Raw genomic sequence first — 14,352 nt, 5'->3', positions numbered from 1 at the left:
GGCGTGCCTCGGACACCGGAGCCGGTGCGGCACCGGCATCCGATCTCACGCGTCGACGCCGTGCTCGACGTCGGCCGCCATCCCGATGACCGGGATCGAGGCGGTGACCGTCGGCACCGAGGCCGACAGGATCGAGCCGTCCTCCCGCCGCGCTTCGCCGAGCTCCTGCAGCGACGGCCGGCCGGCGATGACGGGGCCCTGCCCGCGCAGCGGGACGACGACCTCTTCGTCCGATCCGACGACGTATCCCGTGCCGCGCACGCTGAATCCGACCGGGTCGCCGTCCGACGCGCGCACGCGCAGTTCGTCGCGCGTGACCTTCACCTCGAGACGCGTGCCGTGCCAGTGCAGCACGTACTCGAGCGAAGGCCACGAGACCGGAAGCCGCGGGTCGAAGGTCAGCTCGCCGAAGTGGTCGCGCATGCCGCCGAAACCGGACACGAGCGCGGTCCACACCCCCCCGGCCGACGCGACGTGCACGCCGTCCGCGGTGTTGGCGTGCAGGTCGGCCAGATCGACGAACAGCGCCTGGCGGAAGTACTCCAGCGCGAGGTCCTGATAGCCGACCTCGGCCGCGAGGACCGCCTGCACGATCGCCGAGAGCGTCGAGTCGCCCGTCGTCAGCGGGTCGTAGTACTCGAAGTCGGCGAGTTTCTCCTCGGCCGAGAAGTGATTGCCCTGCAGGAACAGCGCGAGCACGACGTCGGCCTGCTTGAGCACCTGGTAGCGGTAGATGACGAGCGGGTGGAAGTGCAGCAGCAGCGGGCGCTTCTCGGGCGGCGTGCTCTCGAGATCCCAGATCTCGCGTTCGAGGAACACATGGTCCTGAGGGTGGATGCCCAGGGCCGGGCTGAACGGGATGTGCATCGCCTCGGCGGCACGATCCCACGCCTCGGCCTCGTCGGGCTCGAGATCGAGGCGCTCGGCCATGAGCCGGTAGGCCTCGGGAGCGTTCTGCTGCATCTCGCGGACCGTCCGCGCCGCGAAGCGCAGATTGAAGCGCGCCATGACGTTCGTGAAGAGGTTGTCGTTGACGACCGTCGTGTACTCGTCGGGGCCGGTCACGCCGTGGATGTGGAACGACTCGACGTCGATGCTGCCGTCGCTGACGCGCCAGAACCCGAGGGTCGCCCACAGGCGCGCCGTCTCGACCGCGATGTCGACGCCCTCGCGGTGGAGGAAGTCCATGTCGCCCGTCGCGCGGATGTACTTCGCCAGCGCGTAGCTGACGTCGGCGTTGATGTGGAACTGCGCCGTGCCGGCGGCGTAATAGGCCGAGGCCTCTTCGCCGTTGATCGTGCGCCACGGGAACAGCGCGCCCGCCTCGTTCAGCTGGAAGGCGCGACGCCGTGCCGCGGGGAGCATGAGGTAGCGCATCCGCAGTGCGTTTCGCGCCCACAGCGGCGTCGTGTAGGCGAGGAACGGGAGCACGTAGATCTCGGTGTCCCAGAAGTAGTGCCCGCTGTATCCGGAGCCGGTCATGCCCTTCGCCGGCACGCCGTGGGCGTCGGCCCGAGCGGCGGCCTGTGCGAGCTGGAAGAGACACCAGCGCGTCGCCTGCTGCAGGTCGTCGTGTCCGCCGATGCGCACGTCCGAACGCTCCCAGAACCGGTCGAGCCACGTCCGCTGGTCGGCGAAAATCGTGTCGACGCCGAGAGCGAGGGCGCGGTCGACCGTACGACGCGATCGGTCGACGAGCTCGCGCGCGGGCACGCCTCGCGACGTGTGGTAGCCGACGAGCTTCGTGATGCGGATCGGCACGCCCGCCTTCGCGTGGACACGATAGACGTTCTTGGCGATGTCGGCGTCGACGAGGCGTCGCGTCTCGAACTCGTTCGCAGTCTCGACGATGTGATCGGCGACGACGGCGATCGTCATGCCCGACTCGCTCACGCGATACGACAGGCCCGAGCGGTCTTCCTCCTGCCAGTACTCCTGCGGCTGCAGGACGCGCTCCTCCAGCTTCTCGGTCTTACGCGGATCGAAGCCGGCCTTCTTCGTGACGATCGGATTGCCGCCGTACACGTTCTCGCCGTCCTGGCGATTGATCACCTGGCAGCTGATCGTGACGGGAGCGTCGTCGTTGAGCACCGTGACATCCAGACGCAGCACCGCGAGGTGCTTCTGGTCGAACGAGACGAGCCGCTCGTCTTCGACCCGTACCTCTTTGCCCGACGGCGTGACCCACAGCAACGACCGGCGCAGCACGCCGTCGCGCAGATCGAGGCTGCGCTCGTACTCGCGCAGATCGGCGATGTCGACCGTGAGCGGCTCGTCGTCGACGTAGACCCGCATGACCTTCGCGTCGGGGGCGTTCACGATCGTCTGACCGACCTCGGCGAAACCGTACGCCTGCTCGGCATGACGGATCTGGAAGGTCTCGTGGAACCCGTTGATATAGGTGCCGTCCTCCTGCGCGTGCAGCCCCTCCGCGTGATTGCCGCGCAGTCCGAGGTAGCCGTTGGCGAGCGAGAACAGCGTCTCGGTCACGCCCGCGTCTTCGTCGGAGTACGAGCTCTCGACGAGACGCCAGGGGTCGACGGGGAAGCGGTCGCGATCGATCACGGGACGAGCTCCTGCAGGTCGGCGACGACGACGTGGGCCCCGGCGTCGGTGAGAGCGGATGCGCCGACGCCGCGGTCGACGCCGATGACGAGGGCGAAGCCGCCGGCGACGGCGGACTGGACGCCGCTGATGGCGTCTTCGACGGCGACCGAACGGGCGGGATCGACCCCCAGCATCCGGGCCGCTTCGATGAAGACGTCGGGCGCGGGCTTGGAGGCGAGATGGTCGCGTTCGGCGATCACGCCGTCCATCACGACGGGGAATCGCCCGCGGATGCCGGCGACGTTCAGAACCTCTTCGGCGTTCTTCGAGCTCGAGACGACCGCGACCGGTGTGCCGGCGGCGTCGAGCACGTCGAGCACGGCGACCGAGCCCGGGTAGGGCGCGATGCCGTCTTCGCGCAGGACACGCTCGAACACGACGTTCTTCCGGTTGCCGATGCCGCACACGGTGTCGGCTTCGACGGGGTCGGACGGGTCTCCCCAGGGCACCTCGACATCGCGCGAGCGCAGCAGGCTCGCGACGCCGTCGTACCTCTTCTTGCCGTCGAGCGATGCGAAGTAGTCGGCGTCGCTGTACGGCGGCTCGATGTTCCACTGCGCGAACAGCTCTTCGAACATCGTCCGCCAGGCGTGCATGTGCACGTCGGCGGTGGGGGTGAGCACGCCGTCGAGATCGAACAGGACGGCGTCGTACGCGGAGAGATCGGGGTGCGGCTCGGTGGTCACGGGTTCCCTTCGACGGAGGAACGGCAGACGGGCTCGGCCCACCTTCGCGCCGTCATGCAAGCGTAATCGGCGCGCGCCGCGAGCGACACCCGCCGTCAGGCTTCCGTCGCCTGCAGCGTCTGACGCGCGATCTCGAGCTCTTCATCGGTCGGCACGACGAGCACGGTCACACGCGACGCGTCGGTCGAGATGCGACGGGTCCCCCGTGCCCGCTCTTCGTTCCGGGCGGGGTCGATCTCGACGCCGGCGAAGCCGAGTGTCGCGAGGGCGCCCGCCCGCACGAGGGCGGAGTTCTCGCCGACACCGGCCGTGAACGAGATGACATCGACGCCGCCGAGCTGCGCCAGGTATGCACCGGCGTAACCGCGCAGGCGATGCAGATACACCTCGAACGCCAGGGTCGCCGCGGCATCCCCCTTCTCCATACGCTGCACGACGTCGCGCATGTCGGACACGCCGGCGAGACCGCGCAGGCCGGAGCGCTTGTTCAGCAGGGTGTCGAGATCGTCGATCGACATGCCCGCGCGACGCCCCAGCTGCAGCAGCACCGCCGGGTCGATGTCACCCGATCGCGTGCCCATCACGAGGCCTTCGAGCGGCGTCATGCCCATCGACGTGTCGACGGAGCGTCCGCCGTCGATCGCCGTGACGGATGCACCGTTGCCGAGGTGGAACACGATCTGGGTGAGATCGCCGAGCGGGCGACCGACGAAGGCCGCCGCGGCTTCGGAGGCGAACTTGTGCGACGTGCCGTGGAAGCCGTAGCGGCGGATGCGGTGCTCGGCGGCCAGTTCGCGATCGATCGCGTAGGTGTAGGCGGCGGGCGCGAGGGTCTGATGGAACGCCGTGTCGAAGACCGCGACGTGCGGGATGTCGGCGAACGCGAGTCTGGCGGCGCGGATGCCCTGCAGCGCCCCGGGGTTGTGCAGCGGCGCGAGCATGGACAGCTCGTCGATGTTGATCTCGACGAGCGGCGTGATGATGGTCGGCTCGAAGAAGCGCGCGCCCCCGTGCACGACCCGGTGACCGACGGCGACCGGCGCCCGCTCGTCGAGCGAGGGCCCGTGCTCGGCGAACGCGTCGAGCATGACGGCGAAGCCGGCGGTGTGGTCGGGGATGGCGAGTTCGCGTTCGTACGTCGCCTCGACGACGGTCGGTGCGGGACCGCGAGGGTCGGCCAGCGCGGCGGCTTCGACCGTGTGCACCGCGCGGCCGACGGCCTCGCCGATCCGCTCGACGAGGCCCGAGGCGAGAACCGACTCGGTCTGCATGTCGATCAGCTGGTACTTGAACGACGAGGACCCGCTGTTGACGACGAGCACCGTGCTCATACGGCATCCTCTCCCTGCGCCTGGATCGCCGTGATCGCGATCGTGTTGACGATGTCCTCGACGAGCGCGCCGCGCGAGAGGTCGTTGATGGGCTTGTTGAGCCCCTGCAGCACGGGGCCGATCGCGATCGCCCCCGCGGAGCGCTGCACGGCCTTATAGGTGTTGTTGCCCGTGTTCAGGTCGGGGAAGACGAAGACCGTCGCACGGCCGGCGACCTGCGAGCCGGGCATCTTGGCCGCCGCGACGGCGACGTCGGCCGCGGCATCGTACTGGATGGGGCCCTCGACGAGCAGCTGGGGCGCGCGTTCGCGCACGAGTCGCGTCGCGCCGCGCACCTTCTCGACGTCGGCTCCCGAACCGGACTCCCCCGTCGAGTACGACAGCATCGCGATGCGCGGGTCGATCCCGAACTGCGACGCGGTGGCGGCCGACGACACCGCGATGTCGGCGAGCTGCTCCATCGTCGGATCGGGGATGACGGCGCAGTCGCCGTAGACGAGCACGCGGTCGGCGAGCGCCATGAGGAACACGCTCGAGACGACCGAGACGTCGGGCCGCGTCTTGATGATCTCGAACGCCGGCCGGATCGTGTGCGCCGTCGTGTGGGCGGCGCCCGAGACCATGCCGTCAGCGAGGCCCAGATGCACCATGAGCGTGCCGAAGTACGACACGTCGGTCACCGTGTCGGCAGCTTTCGCGTACGTCACGCCCTTGTGCGCGCGCAGGCGCTCGTATTCGCGCGCGAACATGTCCACGTGGCCCGGGTCGAAGGGCGACAGGACGTGCGCCTGCTCGATGTCGACCCCGAGCTCGATGGCCCGCGAGCGCACCTCGGTCTCGTCGCCGAGGATCGTGAGGTCTGCGATGCCTCTCGAGAGCACGCGCGCCGCCGCTCGCAGCACGCGGTCGTCGCCGCCTTCGGGCAGCACGATGCGCTTGCGGTGACTGCGAGCGCGTTGGACGAGCTCGTACCCGAACATGAGCGGCGTCACGACCGTGGATCGCGCGAGGCCGAGCGATTCGGTCAGTTCGGCCGTGTCGACGTGCGTCTCGAACATCGCCAGCGCCGTGTCGTAACGCCGCTGCGAGTCGGCGGCGAGCCGCCCGCGCGTGCGCATGACGCGAAGCGCGGTCTCGTACGTCCCGAGGTCGGTCGTGATGATCGGCAGCGACGAGGCGAGGCCGTCGATGAGCCGGTTGATCGGGTCGGGCAGCGGGAACGGGCCGTTCAGCACGATGCCGGCGAGCGAGGGGAAGGTGCCCGAGGCGTTCGCGAGCAGCGTCGCCAGCAGCACCTCGGTGCGGTCGGCGGCGACCACGACGATCGCGCCCTCTTCCAGGCGCGGCAGCACGTTGACCATCGACATGCCCGCCACGACGACGCTCAGCACTTCGCGCGTCAGCAGGTCGGGGTCGCCCTTGACGAACCGGCCCGCGACCGACCGGAGCACGCCGCGCACCGACGGCGCGATGAGGAACCGGTCCTCGGGCAGCGCCCAGACGGCGGCGGGGTGCTCGGCGCTGGCGCGTCCGGCGTGCGGCGCCGTCTCGACGACGGCCTTCACGGCCTCGACGGTCTCGGCGAGGCGGTCGGGGTCGACGCGGTTCGCGATCACGGCGAGCAGACCCGCTCGCCCGTGCGCGAGCTCGGTGAGCGCGAGCGACGCGATCTGCCCGACCTGCTCGGGTGTCCGCGCCGTCGACGCGCCGAGTTGCTCGCCCTGGCCGGCGCGGCCGCTCAGCACGAGCAGCACGGGTGCGCCGAGGTTCGCGGCGATGCGCGCGTTGTAGGCGAGCTCGGCGGGACTGGCGACATCGGTGTAATCCGACCCGACGATGACGACCGCATCGCACCGCGCCTCGACGGCCTTGAACCGCTCGACGATCGTGGCGAGGGCGGCATCCGGATCGAGTCGCACGTCGTCGTACGTCACGCCGACGCAGTCCTCATAGGGCAGATCGACGCCGTCGTGATCGAGCAGCATCTGCAGCACGTAGTCCGGTTCGTCCGTCGAGCGGGCGATCGCGCGGAAGACTCCGACCCGGGGAGTCGCCCGGCTCATGGCATCCAGAACGCCCAAGGCGATCGTGGATTTACCCGAGTGACCTTCGGCCGACGTGATGTAGATGCTCTGCGCCACTCGTCCACCCTAGGCGCGCACCGGATCCACCGGGGAAAAGTAAGACTCTCCGCGAACCCGGCAGAGCCTGGTTACCCTTGCTACGTTTCCGTCCTGGGGGAGTTGGCCTGGATGCCGCCTCGCGGAGAGCTGGCTCCAGTGTACCCGCCTCGGGCGCTCACTCCGCCAACGGGATGATCCGCGGGCCCGCGGCATCCGCGATGACGAGCACACGCGGCGCGACGATGCCGCGGAGCGACTGCACGAGCTCGGACAGCGCGTCATGGGAGAACGCGGCCGGGTGCTCCGACGGGGCCGCATCGGCGGTGCGCCACAGTGTGACGGGCACCCCCAGACCGGTTCGGATCCCGGCCGCCAGCGACTCCCCTTCCGGACCGCCCGCGACGAGGAGGATCCTCCCGATCGTCGCTTTCGCAGTGTCGGCGGCGGTGCCGCGCGTGCGCCGCCACACGGCGAAGTGGTAGGCGAAGACCATTCCCGTCGCGACGAGCACGCCCAGCGGTGCGCGCAGGGCGTCGATGGCGCCGCCGGCAGAAGACGCGTCGAAGACGAGCGCGAGCAGCCGCGAGCCGATCATCAGCAGCGCGATGATCGCGACGATCGCGCTCGTGCCGAACACGATGACGAGATAGACGCGGCGCGCGCGATCGTCGACGGGTGCGTCGGCGGGCGGAGCGACAGCCGGTGGGCTCGGATGGGCGGGCCGCCACGCCAGCCACCACACCGGGGCGCCGATGACGAGGGCGCTGAGTCCGCCGAGCAGCAGGGTGAGGGGCGCGGTCGCCACGATCGGCGCCGTCAGCGAGGCCAGAAGGGCGTTCACCACGACACCGAATCCGCTCGCGGCGCCGATGACGGCGATCCCCGCCACGGCAAGCCTCGTCGCCTGTCGGACCCTCGATGAGGCCCGATGCGCGATACCCCCGTAGTAGGTGCTGATGATGCCGGCGACGAGCGCCGCGGCGAGGGCGACATCGACCGACGTCAGCACGCCGCGTGCATCCCCGTCTCCGAACAGGAGGCGCAGGATGCTCTGCAGCAGCACCCCCGCGCCGACGAGCGCGAGGGCCGCGAAGCCGGCGGTGACGGCCACGAGGACGATCTCGGCGAAGCCGCCTCCCGCCGTACGTGCACCCTCACCGTAGGTGTGCCATGCCCACGCCGCGGCGCCGAGGAACGCCCAGACGAGTCCCTGCAGCACGGCGACGGCGGTTCCGTTGGTCGCCACGAGCACCGACGCGCCATCGAGCGCGTCGGAAACGAGCGCCGCGATCGCCGCGATCGCCCCGGAGGCCCCCACGGCCAGCCCCCACACCGCCGACAGCGACACGATCGGGATCCCGAGCCGCATCGGCGACACCGACGGGCTGCGATGGAGGGCACGGTGGAGCACCCACACCGCCGCCCAGACGACGCCGGTCGCGAACGCCCCCGGACGCCACTGACCGGCGAGTGCGGCGGCCGCGGCATCCCCCATCCCCACCGTGGCGACGACGAGCGAGGTCAGCGTGACGACGAGCAGGTACAGGCCCCACCCGATGGAGGAGCGTTCCTCGGGATCGGTGCGCAGCCGACGTGCTTCCCACCACCACAGCGCCACGGCGAGCGGGGTGGCGATGAGGGTGAAGGCGAGCGAGCGGGCGATGTCGCCGCCGCCGACGTCGACGACGACCGTGCCCACGTCGAGCAGCCGGGCGAGAAGGCCGCTCAGGCCGATCGCGGCGACGGTGACGAGCGAGAACAGGACGAAGAAGACGATGACGCGGCGAACCACCGTCTGACCTCTCATTGCGCGCTCCGCATGCACTCGACGAAGGGCCAGGGCGCGGACACGATGAGCCAGTCCCCGTCGGCGCGCGTGAGTCGGAAGAGCTCCTCGGACTGCGACTCGCCCCCGCCGAAGAGGCCGCCGCTGTACGAGTAGGTGACCACGACGCGCACTCGGGCCGTGTCGCCGTCGACGGTGGTTCCCGCCAGAGTGACGCGGTACTCCGTTCCGTCGGGCATGAAGTAGCCGCAGTCGTCGTCGCCCGGAGCGAGCAGCTCGACGGCGGCCTCGACGTCGCCGTCGATGAGCGCCTGCGTGTAGCGCTGCGCCACGCCCTCGGGCGAGGTCTCGTCCAGCGCCGTGGGACCGCCGCGCAGCAGCACGGTGACGAGGGCGATCACCACGACGACCCCGACGAGCACGAGGAGGGTGATGAGGGCGGCACGCGGGCCGCGGCCCGGCGTCGGGGCCGGTGCGCTTTCTTCGCTCATGCGCTCATGGTGCCGCAAAATCCGGCGTTCGCCGCGCAGGCCCGCCCCCGGGTCTGCGCGGTTACCATCGTTGTGCGGGCGCCGCGGCCCGCTTCACCGCATCCCAGGGGGTCGCATGCCCGATGCCGAGGTCCTCACGGGCGACGAGTTCACGCGCATCACCGACGCCGTCGTGTCGTCGGTGACGACCGTGATCGACGGCAAGCCCGAGGCCGTGCGCTCGGCGCTGGTGTGCCTGCTCGCCGAGGGGCACCTGCTCATCGAGGACGTGCCCGGCGTCGGCAAGACGATGCTCGCCCGCGCCCTCGCGGCATCCGTCGACGCGAGCGTGCGCCGCATCCAGTTCACGCCCGATCTGCTCCCCGGAGACGTCACCGGCGTGAGCGTCTTCAACCCGATCGAGCGCGAGTTCGAGTTCAAGCAGGGCGCGATCTTCGCCAACATCGTCATCGCCGACGAGATCAACCGGTCCTCCCCCAAGACGCAGTCGGCGCTGCTCGAGGCGATGGAGGAGCGCCAGGTCACCGTCGACGGTCGCACGCACCTCGTCCCCCACCCGTTCCTCGTCGTCGCGACGCAGAACCCGCTCGAGATGGAGGGCACGTATGCGCTCCCCGAAGCGCAGCGCGACCGCTTCATGATGCGCATCTCGATGGGCTACCCCGATGCCCGCGCCGAAGCGCTCATGCTGCGCCAGAGAGAGACGGCCAACCCGCTCGACGCGCTCGCTCCGGTCACCTCGAGCGCGACCGTCGCACAGCTCATCGCGTCGGCGCGGGCCGTGCACGTCGCCCCCGCGATGGAGGAGTACGCCGTCGGGCTCGCCCACGCAACCCGTGGCCACGCCGACCTCCGCCTCGGCGCGAGCCCGCGCGCGACGCTGCAGCTCGTGCGCGCCGCCAAGGTGTGGGCGGCGCTGGATTCACGCAGCTATGTCATCCCCGACGATCTCACCGACCTCCTCGCTCCCGTCTTCGCGCACCGCCTCATCCCGGCGCGGTCGGCCGGACGAGCGCGCAACGCGACCGAGACCGTGACCGCCGTGCTCGAGCGCATCGCGGCGACCGTGCGGGTGCCGATCGCGGCGCGGCAGTGACGGCGAGACCATGAGACGCCTGTGGCCGCTCACCCCTCGGGGAACGGGCGCGCTCGTGCTCGCGATCGCGTGCTTCGTGCTCGCGAGCGAACTGGGCGTGACCGAGCTGCAGTACTTCGGGATGCTGCTCATCGCGGTGCTCGTCGCGAGCGTCGGCAGCCTGCACCTGCTGCGCCGCACCGACGCCGTCGCGCGCTCGCTGCACCCCGACGTCGTGACGGTGGGCACCCAGACGCACGTCGACGTGCGCGTCGGGCTGCGCAGCGTCGTCCCGACGCCGGCGGGAACCTGGCGCGACGAGCTTCCGGCCGGGCTCACGGGTCCCGCAGAGGGGGCTTTCGCGGCGCTCGGCTCGGGACTCATCGGCGGCGTGCACGGCGGCAACCGCACCCTGGAGCTGACGTATGTCGCGACGGGCGCGCGGCGCGGCATCCATTCGATCGGACCGCTGACGCTGCGCTGCAGCGACCCGTTCGGGCTGGCCCGGCGCAGCATCCGTCTGCGCGAGCGCACCGTCGTGACGGTGGCACCGGCCCTCGTCGATCTGCCGGCGCTGACCGACCTCGCCGGTGAATCGGGCGGGATGCTGCACACCGCGGTCGACCAGCTCGGGCAGGGCGCCGACAACCTCATCGCGCGGCCCTACGCGCCGGGCGATTCGATGCGGCGCATCCACTGGCGTGCGACGGCCCACCGCGACGAGCTCATGGTGCGGCAGGAGGAGCAGGAATCGACCCCCGAGGCGACCGTCGTGCTCGACCGGAGCGTGCTGCGCTGGTCGGCAGATGCGCTCGTCGAGACGGGAGCGGACCCGGGCTTCGAGACCGGCGTGTCGGCGTGCGTCTCGGTCGTCGCCCGACTCGTGCGCGACGGTTATGCCGTCGATGTGCTCGATTCCGACGGCGCCGTGCTCATCGAGCGGCTCGATGATGCGGACCCCTCCGACATCGAGGAACTGCTCACGCGCTTCGCGACGATCATGGCCCGGCGCGACGACCATCTCCCGCGCGTCGCGCAGCTGTTCGCGGGGGTCATGACGGGGCCCGTCGTCGTCATCGTCGGACGCCTCGATCCCGCGGATGCCACGGCCCTGGCCGCCGTCGCCCACCACAGCGCGCTTCCCGTGCTGCTCACGACGGCGCCGGTCGGAGACGCCCTCGAGCGGACCGCCGACGCGGGCTGGCACACGGGCGCGCTCGAGGCGGGTGGAGACGTCACCGACCCGTGGCGCGCCGCCGTCGGACGAGGAGCCGGCCGTGTCGGCTGAGGCACGACCCGTCGGCCGCGGCGACCTGCTCACCACGGTCGCGCTGCTCACCGCGCTCACCGCCGCGCTCGTGCCCGTGCTGCCCATGGTGCAGGGCAGCTGGTGGCTCGCGGCATCCGTCGGGGTCGCCGTCATCGTGCTCGGCGCGGGGCACGTCGCACGGCGACGTGGCCTGCCCGCCGTCGCCGTGTCGCTCATCGAGGCCGTTGTCTGGGTGCTCTGCCTCACGGGACTCTTCCTGCGCGACACGGCCTTCCTGTGGGTCATCCCCACGCCCGACACGATCGGGGTCGTGCCCTCGCTCGTCGCGCAGGCGTTCGAGGAGATCGCCGTCGGTGCCGCTCCGCTCCCGGCGACGCCTGCGCTCTCGTTCCTCATCGTGGGCGCCCTGGGGCTGCTCACGGTGCTCGTGGATCACGTCGTGCTCACGGCGCGTATGCCGCTGCTGGCATCCATCGGGATCATCGCGGTCTCGCTCATTCCGGCGATCGCCGTGCCGGGCCGCATCGATGTCACGGCCTTCGTGCTGCTGGGGGCGGCGGTGCTGTTCCTGCTGCGCGCCGAAACCCGTTCGCGCGAGGCGCCGGCCGAGCGCGTCGTCGAGCGACGGGCCGGTGTGCCCGCGACGGCGTTCAGCATCGCCGCCGTGGCCCTCGTCGTCGCCGTCGTCGCGGCTCCCCTGCTGCCGACGCCCGCGGTGCAGACCGGCGGCGGCCTGGGCGGCGGACCGGGCATCGACGCGAGCCTGCAGCTGGGCGACGACCTGCGCCGGCCGCAGGAGATCGAGGTGCTGCGGATGCGTTCGACGGAATCCACCGCGCCGTACCTGCGCGCCACGACGCTGTCCCGCTTCGACGGCGACGTGTGGCTGCCCGACCGCGTGCGGACCGTGCCGCTGGACAGTGCGTTCGGTCTGGGCGCACTCGGCGTCGGGGAGGACATCCGCATGGTCGAGACGACGGCGAATGTCGAGGTCGTGAACCTCGCGTCGGTGTGGGCGCCGATCACGTTCCCCGCGGTCGAGGTGAACGGGCTCGAGGGCGAGTGGGCGGCCGTGCCCTACAACCGCACCGTCGTGGCGCAGACCGGGTCGACGCAGGGGCAGCGGTATGAGGTCGTCGCGAGCGTGCCGCGCCCCACGCTCGAGCAGATCCGCGCGCGGTCGACGGGGTCGGGCGAAGCCTTCGAGGACGCCCAGGCGCTGCCGGGCGACGTGCCCCCCGTCGTCGCCGAACTCGCCGCCGAGATCACGGCGGGCGCGACGAACGACTACGACGCGCTCATCGCCCTGCAGCGCTGGTTCCGCGGACCCGACTTCCGCTACTCGCTCGATGCTCCCGTCGAGGACGGCTTCGACGGCACGGGGGTCGAGGCCGTCGAGCGGTTCCTCGAGGTGCGGCGGGGCTACTGCATCCACTTCTCGTCGGCGTTCGCCCTGATGGCACGCACGCTCGACATGCCGAGCCGCATCGTCGTCGGCTACCTGCCGGGCGCCGCGACCGATGACGCCGAGGACGACGAGACGGTGTATTCCGTGTCGAGTTCGTTGCTGCACGCGTGGCCCGAGGTGTACTTCGACGGCATCGGGTGGATCGGGTTCGAGCCGACGAGCGGTCTCGGCTCCCCCACGGCGTTCCTGTCGTCCGCGTCGAGTCCGACCGATGTCGACGCCGACGACGAGGCGGAGCCGCGGCCGTCGGCGTCGGCGAGCGCGTCGACGACACCCGCCCCCGATTCGCGCTTGGACCCGCGCGACGAAGCGCTGCCCGGGGCGGGCACCGGGGCGGCCGGCACCATCCCGACGGTCGTCGTCGTGTTCGGCGTGCTGCTCCTCCTCGCGATGCCCGCCCTCGCACGCGAAGTGCGCCGTCGTCGGCTGGTCGCCGCCTCGCGCGCGGGTGACACCGCCGCGGCGTGGGCGATGATGCAGGATGCCGCGATCGACGTCGGCGCGCCCGTTCCGGCGAGCGAGTCGCCGCGCGCGTTCGCCGCGCGACTCGTCGCGGAGTACGGCGCCCCCGCCGATGCCATCGAGGTGCTCGTGCGTGCGATCGAGCGGGCGAGCTACGCGCCCGCTCGCGTCGCCGGCTATTGGCACGGCGATGAGGTGACCGAGGCCGCCGCCGCCGTCCGCGCGGCACTGCTCGCGGCTGCGCCCCCGTCGCGGCGGCTGCTCGCCGTCGTGGCCCCACGGTCCCTCGTCGTGCGGCCGGGGAGCGTGTACGCATCAGGGGTCGCGCGCGCAGGGTAGGATAGCCCGTGGCCCTCCGGGGCCCTGGAGGATTCGCCTAGTGGCCTATGGCGCACGCTTGGAAAGCGTGTTGGGTGCAAGCCCTCAGGGGTTCGAATCCCCTATCCTCCGCCAGTGTGATGAGTCGCGACGCAGGCCTCAGTAGTGGTATCGGGCCTGCAAGATCGTGACGTGCTGCTCGTCGGCGACGTAAACGAGCCGATTGCTTTCATCGATTCGTCGCGACCAAGCGCCGGCCAGCGCGTACTTGAGGGGTTCGGGCTTACCGATCCCCTCGAAGGGGTCGTCTCGAAGGATGTCGCCGATCAGTGTGTTTATGCGTCTCAGCGTCTTTCGGTCCTGAGTCTGCCAGTAGAGATAGTCCTCCCAGCCTTCGGACGTCCAGACGAGTTTGCGCTCGGTCACGGCTCGAGCAGCTCGCGCTCTGCCACCTCACCCGAGCGAGCGCTCTCCATCGCGTTCAGCAGTCGGCGGGCGTTCTCCGGTGAACGCAGCAGGTAGCTGGTTTCCACCAGCGAGTCGTACTGATCTTTGGAGATCAGTACCGCGGAGCCGCGCTTCGAGATGATCTCCACCTCGCTGTGGTCCAGGTTGACGCGTTCAATGAGGCCGAACAGGTCCCGCCGCGCTTCGCTCGTCGTGATTGCCATGGCGCCTCCTCAAAGCCGTACCGGATATGGTACCACTCGGTCGATAGCGCACGCCCCGCCGTCG

At 70.8% G+C, this 14,352-nt stretch carries 11 protein-coding genes, 1 tRNA gene and 1 other RNA gene; 4 read left to right on the top strand and 9 right to left on the bottom strand.

The window, feature by feature from the left end; translation table 11 throughout:
• Positions 1–45 precede the first annotated feature (45 nt).
• The 7 genes from ACWICD_RS10230 to ACWICD_RS10200 all read right to left on the bottom strand — a co-directional run bounded on the left by ACWICD_RS10230 (position 46) and on the right by ACWICD_RS10200 (position 9,024).
• Positions 46–2,565: a glycoside hydrolase family 65 protein gene (locus ACWICD_RS10230; RefSeq protein WP_454140084.1), complete on the bottom strand. Its 2,520-nt coding sequence runs from the start codon at positions 2,563–2,565 to the stop codon at positions 46–48.
• Entirely contained in the window at positions 2,562–3,293 is a 732-nt protein-coding gene (locus ACWICD_RS10225) for an HAD family hydrolase (RefSeq protein WP_376125573.1), read from the bottom strand. The genes ACWICD_RS10230 and ACWICD_RS10225 overlap by 4 nt, the downstream gene beginning before the upstream one ends.
• Positions 3,294–3,388: 95 nt before the next feature.
• Positions 3,389–4,624: an acetate kinase gene (locus tag ACWICD_RS10220; RefSeq protein WP_454140083.1), complete on the bottom strand. Its 1,236-nt coding sequence runs from the start codon at positions 4,622–4,624 to the stop codon at positions 3,389–3,391.
• A complete protein-coding gene (gene pta / locus ACWICD_RS10215; RefSeq protein WP_454140082.1) occupies positions 4,621–6,765 on the bottom strand; it encodes a phosphate acetyltransferase in 2,145 nt (714 codons plus the stop codon). The genes ACWICD_RS10220 and pta overlap by 4 nt, the downstream gene beginning before the upstream one ends.
• 37 nt (positions 6,766–6,802) lie before the next feature.
• An RNA gene (gene ffs, locus ACWICD_RS10210) (signal recognition particle sRNA small type) lies at positions 6,803–6,899 on the bottom strand.
• Between the two features lie 23 nt (positions 6,900–6,922).
• Positions 6,923–8,554 (bottom strand): DUF5671 domain-containing protein, encoded by a 1,632-nt coding sequence (locus ACWICD_RS10205; RefSeq protein ID WP_454140081.1) that lies wholly within the window; start codon positions 8,552–8,554, stop codon positions 6,923–6,925.
• A complete protein-coding gene (locus ACWICD_RS10200; RefSeq protein WP_454140080.1) occupies positions 8,551–9,024 on the bottom strand; it encodes a hypothetical protein in 474 nt (157 codons plus the stop codon). The genes ACWICD_RS10205 and ACWICD_RS10200 overlap by 4 nt, the downstream gene beginning before the upstream one ends.
• Positions 9,025–9,139: 115 nt before the next feature.
• On the opposite strand from ACWICD_RS10200, the gene ACWICD_RS10195 reads away from it, so the two are divergent.
• The 4 genes from ACWICD_RS10195 (at position 9,140) to ACWICD_RS10180 (ending at position 13,752) form a co-directional block, all read left to right on the top strand.
• A complete protein-coding gene (locus ACWICD_RS10195; RefSeq protein ID WP_376125560.1) occupies positions 9,140–10,120 on the top strand; it encodes an AAA family ATPase in 981 nt (326 codons plus the stop codon).
• A gap of 10 nt (positions 10,121–10,130) precedes the next feature.
• Entirely contained in the window at positions 10,131–11,387 is a 1,257-nt protein-coding gene (locus ACWICD_RS10190) for a DUF58 domain-containing protein (RefSeq protein ID WP_376125558.1), read from the top strand.
• Complete coding sequence (locus ACWICD_RS10185; RefSeq protein WP_454140079.1) at positions 11,377–13,638, top strand: transglutaminase TgpA family protein; 2,262 nt, start codon at positions 11,377–11,379, stop codon at positions 13,636–13,638. Before ACWICD_RS10190 ends, ACWICD_RS10185 begins: the two co-directional genes overlap by 11 nt.
• Before the next feature lie 26 nt (positions 13,639–13,664).
• A tRNA-Ser gene (locus ACWICD_RS10180) sits at positions 13,665–13,752 on the top strand.
• A 24-nt stretch (positions 13,753–13,776) separates the two neighbouring features.
• Here ACWICD_RS10180 and ACWICD_RS10175 read toward each other — a convergent pair.
• Entirely contained in the window at positions 13,777–14,043 is a 267-nt protein-coding gene (locus ACWICD_RS10175) for a Txe/YoeB family addiction module toxin (RefSeq protein ID WP_376125554.1), read from the bottom strand.
• Positions 14,040–14,288, bottom strand: coding sequence for a type II toxin-antitoxin system Phd/YefM family antitoxin (locus ACWICD_RS10170; RefSeq protein WP_376125551.1), 249 nt, complete (start codon positions 14,286–14,288; stop codon positions 14,040–14,042). Before ACWICD_RS10170 ends, ACWICD_RS10175 begins: the two co-directional genes overlap by 4 nt.
• Between the last annotated feature and the right edge of the window lie 64 nt (positions 14,289–14,352).

The organism is Microbacterium sp. NPDC055357 (genome assembly GCF_053644835.1).
The sequence above is the reverse complement of the archived record's forward strand: the minus strand, read 5'-3'. Positions and strand labels throughout refer to the sequence as shown.

What these genes read in the sequence shown, in the direction of transcription:
- ACWICD_RS10170 (WP_376125551.1), bottom strand. Translation starts at nt 14,288, where the DNA reads ATGGCAATCACGACGAGCGAAGCGCGGCGGGACCTGTTCGGCCTCATT.
- ACWICD_RS10205 (WP_454140081.1), bottom strand. Translation starts at nt 8,554, where the DNA reads ATGAGAGGTCAGACGGTGGTTCGCCGCGTCATCGTCTTCTTCGTCCTG.
- ACWICD_RS10190 (WP_376125558.1), top strand. Translation starts at nt 10,131, where the DNA reads ATGAGACGCCTGTGGCCGCTCACCCCTCGGGGAACGGGCGCGCTCGTG.
- ACWICD_RS10220 (WP_454140083.1), bottom strand. Translation starts at nt 4,624, where the DNA reads ATGAGCACGGTGCTCGTCGTCAACAGCGGGTCCTCGTCGTTCAAGTAC.
- ACWICD_RS10200 (WP_454140080.1), bottom strand. Translation starts at nt 9,024, where the DNA reads ATGAGCGAAGAAAGCGCACCGGCCCCGACGCCGGGCCGCGGCCCGCGT.
- ACWICD_RS10195 (WP_376125560.1), top strand. Translation starts at nt 9,140, where the DNA reads ATGCCCGATGCCGAGGTCCTCACGGGCGACGAGTTCACGCGCATCACC.